The organism is Weeksella virosa DSM 16922, from assembly GCF_000189415.1.
In the GTDB taxonomy this organism is placed as follows: Bacteria; Bacteroidota; Bacteroidia; order Flavobacteriales; family Weeksellaceae; genus Weeksella; species Weeksella virosa.
The window spans coordinates 1-13,150 of record NC_015144.1 but is presented as its reverse complement, the minus strand read 5'-3'; the positions used below and the strand labels follow the sequence as shown (position 1 = coordinate 13,150).

Genomic DNA, 13,150 nt, shown 5'->3' with positions numbered 1-13,150 from the left:
GGTAAATGTACCAAATCAAAACCTTTGTATCGTTTTGCTTTTATTTTTTTAGGTGTGTAAGCCTCCATCTACACTGATTACTTGTCCTGTAATGTAATTTGCTAGATCAGAAGCTAAGAAAAGACAAGCGTTGGCAATATCTTCTGGCTTTCCACCTCTTTTCAGAGGAATTCCGTTTCTCCATTCTTCAACGGTTTTTTCGTCCAGAACTTCGGTCATTTCAGTTTCTATAAATCCTGGTGCAATTACATTACAACGAATATTGCGTGAACCAAGTTCGAGGGCAACAGATTTAGAAAAACCTATTAATCCAGCCTTAGAAGCTGCATAGTTCGCCTGGCCGGCATTTCCTTTTAACCCTACGATAGAACTCATGTTGAGAATTACACCATTGCGTTGTTTCATCATAGGGCGAATAGCGGCTTTGGTAAGGTTAAATGCAGAATTGAGGTTGACTTGTACCACTTTGTCAAAATCTTCTAAAGACATTCTCATCAAAAGGTTGTCGCGCGTAATTCCTGCATTATTTACAACGATGTCTATTCTTCCGAATTCATTAATTACTTCTGAAACCAACTCTTGTGCGGCATCATAATCTGCTGCATCTGATTGATATCCTTTTATTGTTCCTAACTCTCTTAATTCTTTCTCTAGAGCGCTTGCTTTTTCTACCGATGAAGCATAGGTAAAAATCACAGTTGCACCATGTTCTATAAAAGTTTGGGCGATGCTTTTTCCAATCCCTCTTGTTGCTCCAGTAACAATGGCTACTTTTCCTTCGAGTAATTTCATGTACTTCAATATTTAAGACAAACGGCTAATATAAACAAAACCGACGTATTTGCCGGTTTTACTTTTGAAATTTTTTAATTATAAATTGAATTCCTGTTGGATTTTTTCTACATAGTCTAATTTTTCCCATGTGAAAAGTTCAACTTCAACCGTTAAATCTTCCTCACTATTTGTGTTTTTAAAGGTTTTAGTAACTATTCTCGGGCTTCTACCCATGTGGCCGTAACTTGCTGTTTCTTCGTATATTGGGTTTCGTAATTTTAAGCGTTGCTCGATAGCAAATGGGCGCATATCAAATAACGTTTGGATTTTTCTAGAAATCTCAGAATCCGTTAAATTTACTTTAGAAGTTCCATTGGTATTGACCAAGAGAGAAACCGGAGCAGCAACTCCAATAGCATAAGAAACTTGTACCAAAACCTCATCGGCAACTCCTGCGGCAACCATGTTCTTGGCAATGTGTCGGGCAGCATAAGCAGCAGAACGGTCTACTTTCGATGGGTCTTTTCCAGAAAAAGCTCCTCCACCGTGTGCGCCTTTACCACCGTAGGTGTCTACGATGATTTTTCTGCCGGTTAGCCCTGTGTCTCCATGTGGACCACCGATTACAAATTTTCCGGTAGGATTGATGTGGTAGGTTATATCATCATCGAAAAGATCTCGAATATGAATAGGCAATTGAGTTTTTACGCGTGGAATTAATATATTGATTATATCACTCTTGATTTTTTCTTGCATTGCATTTTCGTTCGCAAAGTCGTCGTGTTGTGTAGAAATTACGATAGTATCTATGCGAATTGGCTTATTATTATCATCGTATTCTATAGTTACTTGTGCCTTTGAGTCTGGCCTTAAATACGGTAATAATTCTGATTCATTCTTGCGAATATTGGCTAACTCTTCTAATAATTTATGCGATAAATCTAATGCTAGTGGCATAAAATTTTCGGTTTCATTCGTGGCATAACCAAACATCATTCCTTGGTCGCCAGCTCCTTGCTCTTCATCTGAATCGCGCTCTACACCTTGCGAAATTTCGGGAGATTGCTCATGGATCGCAGAGAGAATACCACAAGAGTTTGCATCGAACATATACTCACTTTTGGTATAACCAATTTTAGAGATGGTTTGTCGGGTAATTTTTTGTAAGTCTATAAAGGCTTTTGTTTTCACTTCTCCGGCCAGTACCACTTGTCCTGTGGTTACCAAAGTTTCACAAGCAACCTTACTTTGCTTATCCAAAGCGAGGTAGTTGTCAAGAATAGCATCAGAAATTTGATCCGCAATTTTATCTGGATGTCCTTCAGAAACAGACTCTGAAGTAAATAAATAAGACATAAATTATATATTTTTTTTATTGGATAAAAAAGGGAGAAGGATTTCTGGTTTAGCAATTGTTTAATGAGGTTGCAATCAGACAAATCCTTCCTCCTGTAAAATTTTCAACAAATATAAGTTTTTTTACCTTTTTGGGAAAGCTTTTTTTGATTTTCGTTTTTTGTACCTAAATTTTCTGGATAGATGAATACTATTCGGATGAAATGCTGTACTTTTATCTTCAAAGAAAAAAAGAATTTATTTCTGATAGTTTAACTAAACTATTTTTAGTATGAAATTAGATACAATTGATGCAAAAATTTTAACTTTTTTGCAACAGGATAGTAAAATTACCTATAAGCAACTATCCGATAAGTTGAATTTATCTTCAACGGCAATACATGAAAGAATAAAAAAATTAGAAAAAAATAAAGTTATTGACAAATATGTTGCATTAGTCGATAGAAAAAAAATTAACAAAGAATTGTTGGTTTTGAGTCATATAAAACTTGCGCAGCATTCTCAAGAAAGTATCAAACAATTCGAAAAAGATATTTTAGAGCAGAAAGAGATTCTTAGTTGTTATCACGTGAGTTGCGATTATGATTATATCATAAAAATGGCTTTTGAAAATATGGATGATTATCGTGATTTTATGATAAATCGCCTAACAAAAATACAAAGCATAGGGAGCACACAAAGTACTTTTGTAATTAGTGAACTGAAAGAGACTTTAGAATATTATATCTGAAAAAATGTATAGACAATGACAAGAGAAGAAGCAATTTTTGGGGGTGGATGTTTTTGGTGTGTAGAACATATTTTCAATCTTTTAAAAGGGGTGGATGAGGCTATATCTGGTTATGCAGGAGGCTTAAGCGAAAATCCTACCTACGAGGAGGTTTGTACTGGGCAAACCATGCATGCCGAAGTTGTAAAAGTTATTTTCGATCCATCGATTATTTCCTATGCAACTTTATTAGAAGTTTTTTGGCAAATTCATGATCCTACGCAGCTCAACAAGCAAGGTAATGATATTGGCACACAGTACCGCTCGGTGATTTATTATCTGAATGATGAACAAAAACACCAGGCCGAAGAATCTAAGAAATTTTATGAACAAGAAAAAAATGTAAATTTTGTTACCGAAATAGAGCCGCTAGAAACATTTTATTCTGCCGAAGCATATCATCAGCGCTACTTCGAAAATAATCCAACACAGCCTTATTGCATGGCTGTCGTGAGCCCAAAAGTGAAAAAATTCTTGGATAACTATCATTATTTGTTGAAATAATCAAGAAAATTTGTTTTTGGTATAGGTTTTGTATTGTAGAAGTAACCAACTAAATATATATATACCAAATTAAATCTTAATTTGAAGTTACTTCTATCTAATTTTATTAGATAGAAGTTTTTTTAATTTGATTTCCAAAAGTAAGGCGTGAAGATAATGACGAATGTGAAAATCTCTAAACGTCCTAAAATCATCAATACGTTACATAACAGTTTAGCAGCGTTCGTTAGATTACTCATATTAGAAGTTGGCCCGTAAACACCAATTCCTGGCCCGACATTTCCTAAGGAAGAGGCTGTAACCGTGAGGCTCGATAAAATACTTTCGTAATCTTTACTTAGGTCGTCATTGATTAATGAAAAAAGGATTGCACTCGAAACCCAAATAAACATATACATCACAAAAAACGCTAAAATATTATAGACAATTTTCTGAGAAATTGCTTTACCTCCATAGCGAACAGGGATTACCGCATTAGGGTGTAGAATTCTTTTGTATTCTATAATACTATTTTTAAGTAGAATTACCTGACGAATTATTTTTATACCACCCGCCGTAGAACCTGCAGATCCTCCTACAAAAAATAAAGAAAACAAGAGTAAAGTAACCAAAGGTGTAATGGTTGTATAATCGGTAAAAATAAAACCGGTGGTTGATAAAATAGATGTAGTGTGAAAAATAGAAAATCGAAATGCATTTTCTAAATTATCAAAATTAAAAGAATCTTCTTTGTAATAATGAAAATAATATACTATAGAGATGATAGCTGAGATAATCAAGATGATTGCAAGGTAACTTTTAAACTCTTCATTTTGCCAAGCTTTCTTCCATTTTAGTCGAGATAAGAAGTAAAGAATAACGAAATTAGTACCCGAAAGAGCCATGAAAAAAGTGAGTATATATTGTATCAATTCGTTGTTTCGCCAGTATGCAATGCTATTGTCTTTGGTAGAAAAACCACCAGCAGACATGGTGCTAAATGAGTGGTTGATTGCATCAAAAAAATTCATTCCGGCAAAATAGAGCAAAATAGTTTCTGCAAAGGTGAGTACGATGTAGATAAGCCAAAGGTTTTTGGCAGTATCAGCGATTCTTGGGTGTATTTTGTCGGGCGAGACGTTTCCGGTATACTCGGCTGAGAACAGTTGCATTCCGCCAATACCTAAAAAAGGCATGATGGCAATAGTCAAAACGATAATTCCCATCCCACCGATCCAATGTGTAAGACTTCTCCAGAATAGAATTGTTTTGGGTAGATAGTCTATATTCTGAAAAATCGTTGTGCCGGTTGCTGTGTAACCAGAGACAGTTTCGTAGAAAAGGTTAATGGTAGTTATATCGTTGGAATAATAAACAGAAAGTGGGAGGTAAGATTCAGAAAAATAATAAGGTAACACTCCAGTAAGAATCAAAATCACCCAACCAAAAGAGACGACCAAATATCCTTCTCTTTTGCGAACGGTGCGCGATGCTTTTTTACCAGAAATATACATGAAACCGCCAATGCTCCCTGTTATTAGGCCAGAAATTAGAAAACTGAACGAAAGGTCATCTTTCCAAATTAAACTCAATACCGAGCAAAGTAGCATAAAGAAGGTGTTGAGTAAAAGAAGAATTCCACTAAGGTAGAAAACGATTTTGAAATTGAATGATTTCATTAGAAGTAACGAGTTACGCGTTTTAGGGCGCTTGGAAAAGAAAAGATAATAACACGGTCACCTTTCTCCAAAACAAAGTCGGTTGTCGGAATGATGGCTTCACCTTTCCTAACTATGCCACCGATAACAGCTTCATCTTTAATATTCAATTCGCCTACGGTTTTATTGATGGCCATTGAATGCTCTTTGATTTTGAATTCTAAAACTTCTGCATCCAAATCAGAAATACCAAAAACATCCAAAACTTGACCTTGACGAACGTAACGGAAAATTCCGTCTGCAGTAAGGAGTTTTTTATTAATAAAAGCACTGATGCCTATCTCTTGACTTAGATGAATATAATCTATATTTTCTACCAAAGCGATGGTTTTTCTAACACCTTTTGATTTCGCAAAAAGACAAGACATGATGTTGGTTTCTGACGAACCTGTTACAGCAATAAAAGCGTCTGCTTCAGAAATTCCTTCATCTTCTAGTAAATCTCCATCACTTCCATCGCCATGTATTATAAGAATGTTGTTGAATTCATCAGCCAGATCGAAAGCTCGATCTCTATTTTTTTCTATAATTTTCACATTGTGTTTATCAGCTTTGAGAAGTCTAGCAGTTTTCTTGCCGATACTTCCTCCACCTAGTAGAATGACGTTGTGAAAATAATCTTGTTTTTTACCCAAAAGTTTATACAATTCTAATGTTGCATAATTCTTAGAAATAAAATATACTTGATCATTGTTTTCGAATACAGTTTCATCGGTCGGAATCAAGGTTTCGTAACCCGATTTCGGATTGTAACGAATGATCGCAATGGGCATGAAAAGCCTTTCTGTTCCTCCTTTTGAAGTGAGATAAACATCTTTGTATTTTTTGTTGATGATTTTACAATCGTGATCAAGGATTGTACCGAATAAATTTATTCGCCCTCCATCAAACGAATGCATTTCATTGAATGCAGATTGCTCTATAAGGCTTTTGATTTCATTAGCAGCTAATAATTCTGGGCTAATGAGTGCGTCAATCCCAAAACGCTGAACAGCTAATTGATTCTCACGCAATAAGTATTCTGGATTGCTTATGCGTGCTATTGTACGTTTGGTACCCATTTTTTTGGCAATCAATGCACTTGTAAGGTTGGTGTTTTGGAGTTGGCTTACTGAGATAAACATGTCTGCACTCTCTACGTTTACTTCTCGCAAAGATTTGAAAGAGGTGATATCTCCTCTGTACGTCATTACATCTAATGAGTTTTCTATATGGGACAAACGTTCTTTATCGGTGTCCATCACGATGATATCAAGCATTTCATTTGATAATAATTTTGCCAAATGAAAGCCAACCTCACCAGCACCACCAATAATGATTTTCATGATCTATTCGTTTTCGTGTTTTTGTCCCATCAACATGAGGTATGATTTCAGAAATTGATCGATATCACCGTTCATTACAGCATCTACGTTTCCGGTTTCGGTCCCGGTACGGACATCTTTCACCAATTTGTAGGGATGCATCACATAGTTTCTTATCTGAGAACCCCATTCAATCTTCATTTTATTAGATTCTATTTCATTTCTAGCAGCCATTTTTTTGTCGAGTTCTATTTTGTAGAGTTCAGATTTCAACATTTCCATGGCTCGTTCTCTGTTGGCAAGCTGAGAACGTTCTATCTGACATATCACCACAATCCCAGTTGGCTTGTGAGTTAGTTGGACTTTGGTTTCCACTTTGTTTACATTCTGTCCACCAGCACCTCCCGAACGAGAAGTTTGCATTTCTATATCGGCAGGATTGATATCTATCTCTATTGTCTCATCTACCATCGGTGAGACATATGCCGACACAAAACTTGTGTGTCGTTTTGCATTACTATCAAACGGCGAAATACGCACCAAGCGATGTACACCATTTTCGCCTTTCAACCATCCGAAAGCAAATTCTCCATCAATTTCCAGTGTTACTGTTTTTACACCTGCAACATCGCCAGCCTGAAAGTTGAGTTCGCGAACTTTATATCCATGACTTTCAGCCCACATCAAATACATACGCATCAACATACTTGCCCAGTCGCAAGATTCTGTACCACCAGCTCCGGCAGTGATTTGTAGAATCGCACCCAAATTATCTCCTTCATCCGAGAGCATGTTTTTGAATTCGATATTTTCTAATAGTTTAATAGTTTTGGAATAATGCTCCTGAACTTCTTCATCGCTCACTTCTCCTTCTTTGTTAAACTCAATTAGGACTTCCAAGTCATTAGCCGCTTGCTCTACAGATTCGTAATCTTCTATCCACTTCTTTATAGATCGTAATTCTTTCATAAACATCTCCGCTTTTTTTGGATCATCCCAAAAATCTGGCGAAGCTGTTTTTTCCTCGTCATTGGTTACCTGAATTCTTTTTTGTTCGATCTCTAAATAGGTATAGAGAGCTTGTATTCTTTTTTGGATATCTTTGTACTGGTCGAAATTAAACATAACGACAAAGGTATAAAATCTTTCTGTTTTTTATAAATGCACTTTATATTTCCATTCTATAAATCTGAAAAAATTATAGAGTTTATACTCAAGTAATAGACCATAGTCGACATTAGAGTCGTAATCGATGTGAACTGCATACAAGTTTGGATTGTAGGCATGGGGTTGTGCATGGCGATGGTTCCACGAATCCACATAGTACGTGTTTTTATTTTTATAGAAAGTGATAGAATAATAATTCTTCGGCATAGCGATGCTGCGTAAGTAGGTTTCGTATTCTGGATCAAAAACGATTATATCGTATTCTCCATCATCATTTGGTTCGAGAGCCAAGCGATTATTTTTTGTGTTGTTTTCTGTAAGATAGTTATTGGTTGAGCATGCTAATAGGCAATAGCTGAATAATAGAAAGATTAATAATTTTTTCATCGTACCATATGTATTTTTTTATTAAAAATAGTCTTTTTTGGTAGGATGGCAAAAAGAATGCTAAAAAATGATTTTCAGTAATGCTGGGAGATTTAAACGAGAATTCAGTTCGATTTTCTCGAACTGAATTCTCGTTTTAGAGTAAAATTACAAAAGTAGTAACTCATGAACGATGATTTCTGCATTTGTTCTTTTTACACCGTTAGCATCTTCGTAACTATTATAAGTTAACTTACCTTCGATCACCAACTCTTTACCTTTTGTAACATGTTGTTCTACAACTTCGGCCAATTTCCCCCAAACAACGAGTGAATGCCATTCGGTTTGGGTGATTTTTTCTCCTTGTTGATTGGTATAAGAATCGTTGGTTGCTAAACTAAATTTAGCCATTTTTCGATTATTAGCCATTTGCTTCACTTCTGGGGTGTTGCCTACATGGCCAATTAACTGGACTTTGTTTCTTAGACTTTTCATGGCGATAAAAAAAATGGTTATTGTTTGTCTAATATAAGAAATAAAATAACAAAAATCAATGTTTTATGAAAGATATTCTTTTTCTAATTCGATGAGTTGTTGGGCGAGATCTTTGGTTAATCCAACATGTGGGCGTGAGGTTTGCAAAGATGAGCTCCTAACGGCCGTTAGCCAACGAAAACGTTCGGGTTTTTCCATTTGGGCAATTGCACTTTCTTTGCATTCACCATGTCCGACTTTTCTGATTGCTTCTAGGTTTTTTTCTACTTCATCCAAGTCTAATTCATGTGAAAATGCATTGATTCTATCACGATTTAGCTGTATTCTAACTTCTAGAAAATCTGCTTTTTTACAGAAAACAATAACCCCAACATTTACAAATTCTTCTCTTTCTACCTTGGGAACTATTCGTAGGATTGCATACTCATATAAGTGATTGTCTGACATCGATAGCATGTTTTACAAAATTAGACGTATGGGCTAGACGGATCTTCAAGAAGTCTTTATAAACGGTTTTCATTTCTTCTTTGCTTTTTTCATCATCGCTTGTTTCTAACCATTCATAAGGCAATAAATCTACAATTTTGTCGATTACTTCTGGAGATAATTTACTCGAAAATTCATGGTCAATTCTTTCTAAATCAGATGCTTGTTTTAATAATACATGGTCCTTTATTTGTTCGAATTTGCTTAGTGCATGCTCTTCCCATCCGTACCATGAATGGTGAAAATAAAAAGAGGCACCATGGTCGATTAACCATAATTCTTTGTTCCACATCAATAAATTGGTGTTGCGGAAAGTGCGGTCAACATTCGTGATATAAGCGTCTAACCAAACAATTCTACTAGCCAAGTCTTCTTTTATTAGATTTACACTTGGATCATAGGTAATCGATCCTGATAAATAATGCAATCCTAAGTTTAGGCCTTGACTGAATTTTAGTAAATCTTGAATTTCTTCGTCAGCTTCTGTGCGGCCGAAGGCTTCGTCGAGTTCGGCAAAAACCAGCTCTGGAACTGGAAGCCCTAAATACCGAGCAATTTCGCCTCCCAACAATTCCGAAATCAACATTCGCGGTCCATGTCCTGCTCCTTTGAACTTCAATACATATTTGAACCCATCATCTGCATCGGCCAGCGCAGGTAACGAGCCACCTTCTCGTAAAGGGGTAATATAGCGTTCTACATTTACCGTTCGTAATTCTATTGGTGTTTTCATTTCTTTTAGTTATTTTATGATAACTTTAATAAAGTAACTCTTATATAGGAATCATTTTTGAATAGCCAAAATTACCAAATTAAGAGAATGATTACTAAAATTACCCATAACATTCAAAAAATCTTATCCAATACATATCTCAAAACTGTTTTTATCTTATCAGTTGTGGGGATGTTTTTTCTGGTTGGGATAAATTATTTAATCGTGTTGTTTGCCAAGCCGTATGTCTCTTCTCAGGTCAATGAGTTGGGTGACGATGTCCGAGTGGCTGTTGTTTTAGGAACACGATTCAATAAAAATGGTGAACCGTCTGATTTATTAAAAGATCGTCTGGATGCAGGTATTCAATTGTTTAAGTCAAATAAAGTAGATTATCTTCTTTTGTCGGGTGAATCGTTAAGAAATAAGCTTTCTGAGGTCGATGTAATGGAAAAATATTGTGTAGAGAGAGGAGTGCCGGTAGAGAAAATTCTTGTCGATGGTGCAGCTTTGGATACCTATTCTACCGTTTATCGTACTAAATATATTTACGGCATCAAAAATCCGATATTTGTCACTCAAGAATATCATTTGAGTCGTACACTTTTTATTGGTCGAATGCTCAATATTTCTTGTACAGGTTACCCTGCAGATTTTCATACTTATACCGATTTGTACAAAGATCGCGCACGAGAATTGGTTTCTAATGTTAAGGCAATTATGGATGTTTCTTTCAATAGGGTACCACCTTACGTTATCAAAGAAAGAAAACCTTTAGTGTTGTAGATCAAATTCTAGAGAGATAAATTTTTTAGAGTTTGCTTTTTATCTTCCAGTAGGATAAGTGAGATACAGAACTCAATTTATTATGCTTGTAGGATGAAAATAGCTGGACGTTTATGAAAATGTTCTTGATGATTTTTCCAATTTTTTACCAATCGAGTCGAAATATACTCTGAAGTTAAGGTAAGATCGCAGGCTACACAAAAAAGTGTATTACCATTTAAGAATTTTATCACATCGCTGATCAATTGTTGATTTCTATAAGGGGTTTCCATAAAAATCTGTGCCGTTCCGTGCAAGGCACTTTCTTTCTCTAAATGCTGTAATTTTTTCTTTCTTTCGTTCTTGTCTATTGGTAAATAGCCATGAAATGCAAACGATTGTCCATTCATACCAGATGCCATCAAAGCCAGTAGAATAGAGGATGGACCAACCAAGGGGACGACTGGGAAATTAACCTTATGTGCTTGTTTCACCAATAACGATCCAGGGTCGGCTACGGCGGGTAAACCAGCTTCGGAAATAATCCCAATGCTTTCTTTTCGATTAAGTAATCGATATATCGCCAATAAATCTTCACCTTCGGTATGTTTATCGAGAATATGTATTTCTAGAGATGACTGTGATTTATTGGGGCAAATTTTTTTTATGAATTTTCGAGCAGATTTTTCATTTTCAACCACAAATAAATTTAACGCCTCTACAACTTCTGTGTTGTGCATCGGTAGTGATGCTTCGGGTGAAGCCTCGCCCAAAAGGTTAGGAATTAAATATAATTTGGGTTGATTCATGATTTCTTATCGGTTGATTATTTTTACTAATTCATCGGTTGCACGATCCAATAAATCATAAACTTCATCGAAATCTCTTTCAGTTCCGTAGTAAGGATCCGGAACATCTGTTTGTTCTTGAAAAGCTTCGGAAAGTATAAGTCTAATTTTGTCTTTTTCTTCTTGGGTTGTAGCTAGTTTTTGCAAATCAGCAAAATTATCTCTGTCCATTGCAAAAATCATATCAAAATCAGAAAACATAATGGGTACAAACTGTTGTGCTTGATGTTGAGATATGTCTATTCCATGTTTTTTAGCAACGGCAATGCTTCGTTGGTCAGGTTTTTTTCCTTCGTGCCATCGTGCCGTTCCAGAGGATTCTACTGTGTAGTTGTTGCCAAGTTTGTGTTGTAAAATACCTTCTGCCAAAGGCGAGCGACATATATTCCCAAGACAAACCATCATAATTTTCATAGTCAATTATTTTTTTGGTTTATACTGTTAACTTCTTATTGATTTCTTCGATGTATCCTTTGAAAATTTTATCGGTTTCTGATAAATTGGTTACCGTTTTGCAAGCATGTAAAACGGTAGCATGATCTCGATTACCGATTTTGTCACCAATGCTTTTTAGAGAAGCTTTGGTATGTATTTTTGCAAAATACATTGCCAAATGTCTGGCTTGTACCACATCTCTTTTGCGTGATCTTGATTGGATATCTTCGATCGGTATTTTGAAATAGTCGCAAACTGTTTTTTGGATATAATCGATCGAAATTTCCTTTTTGCTGTATTGGATGATGTTGGATAATGTGTCTTTCACCAAATCTAATGTAATCTCTTTTCGGTTGAAAGTCGATTGAGCAATGATCGAATTTAAGGTGCCTTCTAATTCTCGAACATTGGTTTCTACATTTTCTGCAATGTAATCTAATACAGTTTCTGGAATTTCTATTCCATCTTTTTCTACTTTTTGCTGGATGATATTTCTACGCGTTGATGCGTCTGGCATTTGCAGTTCTGCATTCAATCCCCACTTGAAACGCGAGATTAATCGAGGTTCCATTTCGGTTAGTGTAGCTGGTGATTTATCAGAGGTAAGGATAATTTGTTTACCTTTTTGTTGTAAATCATTGAAAATATGAAAGAAGGCTTCTTGAGTTTTTGCTTTTCCGGCTAAGAATTGGATGTCATCTATAATAAGCACATCAATCATTTGGTAGAAATGCACGAAGTCGTTCTGGCTTTTGTTGGCAACCGCGTTAATGAATTGCATGGTAAACTTTTCGGTCGAAACATATAGCACAGATTTGTCTGGATAAAGTTCTTTGATTTCTTGTCCGATTGCATGAACCAAGTGCGTTTTCCCTAAACCAACACCACCATAAATAAAGAACGGGTTGAAAGAAGTCCCGCCCGGACGCTTTGCAATGGCTTTACCTGCAGTTCTTGCTAAACGATTCGATTCACCTTCTATGAAATTATCAAAATTGTACCGATAATTTAGTTGAGAATCGATTTTTATTTTTTGCAAACCTGGTATCACAAAAGGGTTTAACACGTCGTTGCTCTCGATTTTTAGTGGAGCATCGATAAGGTTGGGTTTTACCTTTTCTTTGTTGATTGAAGGAATTTTTACCGTGTCTGGATTTTGTGGTTTATTACGCATATTGGTAACAATGCTGTAGACCAACTTTCCGTCAGGACCTAGAACTTTTAGCAAAGCACTTTTCAGCAAAGTGATATAGTTGTCTTCTAGCCATTCGTAGAAGAATTTACTTGGTACTTGAATAGTTAGGATATTTTCTACAAGCTTAACTGCTTTTGTAGGCAAAAACCATGTATCGAAAGCCTCTTTGTCGATATTGTCTTGAATATAAGAGAGACACTTTTCCCATACAATAATTGCATTATTATCCATTCTATTCGTTATAAAATTTTAGTTAAACAGTCTTAGTATTAGTATC

At 35.7% G+C, this 13,150-nt stretch carries 15 protein-coding genes; 3 read left to right on the top strand and 12 right to left on the bottom strand.

The genetic code is table 11. The features are described from left to right. Positions 1 to 48: 48 nt before the first annotated feature. Both fabG and metK read right to left on the bottom strand, forming a co-directional pair. Entirely contained in the window at positions 49 to 792 is a 744-nt protein-coding gene (gene fabG / locus WEEVI_RS00075; protein ID WP_013597140.1) for a 3-oxoacyl-[acyl-carrier-protein] reductase, read from the bottom strand. Between the two features lie 78 nt (positions 793 to 870). Next, the gene (gene metK, locus WEEVI_RS00070; protein WP_013597139.1) at positions 871 to 2,130 is read right to left on the bottom strand and encodes a methionine adenosyltransferase; all 1,260 of its coding nucleotides are present in this window, start codon (positions 2,128 to 2,130) and stop codon (positions 871 to 873) included. A 271-nt stretch (positions 2,131 to 2,401) separates the two neighbouring features. Between metK and WEEVI_RS11205 the strand changes: the two genes are divergently transcribed. Together WEEVI_RS11205 and msrA are read left to right on the top strand one after the other, a co-directional pair. Further along, the gene (locus tag WEEVI_RS11205) at positions 2,402 to 2,860 is read left to right on the top strand and encodes an Lrp/AsnC family transcriptional regulator (RefSeq protein WP_013597138.1); all 459 of its coding nucleotides are present in this window, start codon (positions 2,402 to 2,404) and stop codon (positions 2,858 to 2,860) included. 15 nt (positions 2,861 to 2,875) lie between these two features. Beyond that, positions 2,876 to 3,403: a peptide-methionine (S)-S-oxide reductase MsrA gene (gene msrA / locus WEEVI_RS11200; RefSeq protein WP_013597137.1), complete on the top strand. Its 528-nt coding sequence runs from the start codon at positions 2,876 to 2,878 to the stop codon at positions 3,401 to 3,403. 122 nt (positions 3,404 to 3,525) lie between these two features. Here the strand turns inward: msrA and WEEVI_RS00055 are convergent, their stop codons facing one another. The 7 genes from WEEVI_RS00055 to WEEVI_RS00025 all read right to left on the bottom strand — a co-directional run bounded on the left by WEEVI_RS00055 (position 3,526) and on the right by WEEVI_RS00025 (position 9,651). Next, on the bottom strand, positions 3,526 to 5,061 hold the full coding sequence (locus WEEVI_RS00055; RefSeq protein ID WP_013597136.1) for a TrkH family potassium uptake protein: 1,536 nt from the start codon (positions 5,059 to 5,061) through the stop codon (positions 3,526 to 3,528). Further along, positions 5,061 to 6,425 (bottom strand): Trk system potassium transporter TrkA, encoded by a 1,365-nt coding sequence (trkA, locus tag WEEVI_RS00050; RefSeq protein ID WP_013597135.1) that lies wholly within the window; start codon positions 6,423 to 6,425, stop codon positions 5,061 to 5,063. Before trkA ends, WEEVI_RS00055 begins: the two co-directional genes overlap by 1 nt. Positions 6,426 to 6,428: 3 nt before the next feature. Then, positions 6,429 to 7,529: a peptide chain release factor 2 gene (gene prfB, locus WEEVI_RS00045; RefSeq protein WP_013597134.1), complete on the bottom strand. Its 1,101-nt coding sequence runs from the start codon at positions 7,527 to 7,529 to the stop codon at positions 6,429 to 6,431. 30 nt (positions 7,530 to 7,559) lie between these two features. Next, positions 7,560 to 7,958, bottom strand: coding sequence for a DUF6146 family protein (locus WEEVI_RS00040; protein WP_013597133.1), 399 nt, complete (start codon positions 7,956 to 7,958; stop codon positions 7,560 to 7,562). A gap of 147 nt (positions 7,959 to 8,105) precedes the next feature. Then, positions 8,106 to 8,432: a single-stranded DNA-binding protein gene (locus WEEVI_RS00035; protein WP_013597132.1), complete on the bottom strand. Its 327-nt coding sequence runs from the start codon at positions 8,430 to 8,432 to the stop codon at positions 8,106 to 8,108. 63 nt (positions 8,433 to 8,495) lie between these two features. Next, entirely contained in the window at positions 8,496 to 8,879 is a 384-nt protein-coding gene (locus WEEVI_RS00030; protein WP_013597131.1) for a DUF3037 domain-containing protein, read from the bottom strand. Then, positions 8,857 to 9,651 carry a HipA family kinase gene (locus WEEVI_RS00025; protein ID WP_013597130.1) on the bottom strand — a complete coding sequence of 265 codons (795 nt, stop codon included), beginning with the start codon at positions 9,649 to 9,651 and terminating at the stop codon, positions 8,857 to 8,859. Before WEEVI_RS00025 ends, WEEVI_RS00030 begins: the two co-directional genes overlap by 23 nt. An 87-nt stretch (positions 9,652 to 9,738) precedes the next feature. Between WEEVI_RS00025 and WEEVI_RS00020 the strand changes: the two genes are divergently transcribed. Then, positions 9,739 to 10,416, top strand: coding sequence for a SanA/YdcF family protein (locus tag WEEVI_RS00020; protein ID WP_013597129.1), 678 nt, complete (start codon positions 9,739 to 9,741; stop codon positions 10,414 to 10,416). 80 nt (positions 10,417 to 10,496) lie between these two features. On the opposite strand, the gene WEEVI_RS00015 is transcribed toward WEEVI_RS00020, so the two are convergent. The 3 genes from WEEVI_RS00015 to dnaA are packed head-to-tail and all read right to left on the bottom strand — an operon-like array spanning position 10,497 to position 13,104. Continuing rightward, positions 10,497 to 11,204 carry an SAM-dependent methyltransferase gene (locus WEEVI_RS00015; RefSeq protein ID WP_013597128.1) on the bottom strand — a complete coding sequence of 236 codons (708 nt, stop codon included), beginning with the start codon at positions 11,202 to 11,204 and terminating at the stop codon, positions 10,497 to 10,499. A gap of 6 nt (positions 11,205 to 11,210) precedes the next feature. Beyond that, the gene (locus WEEVI_RS00010) at positions 11,211 to 11,657 is read right to left on the bottom strand and encodes a low molecular weight protein-tyrosine-phosphatase (RefSeq protein ID WP_013597127.1); all 447 of its coding nucleotides are present in this window, start codon (positions 11,655 to 11,657) and stop codon (positions 11,211 to 11,213) included. A 19-nt stretch (positions 11,658 to 11,676) separates the two neighbouring features. Next, a complete protein-coding gene (gene dnaA, locus WEEVI_RS00005) occupies positions 11,677 to 13,104 on the bottom strand; it encodes a chromosomal replication initiator protein DnaA (RefSeq protein ID WP_013597126.1) in 1,428 nt (475 codons plus the stop codon). Positions 13,105 to 13,150: the final 46 nt, after the last annotated feature.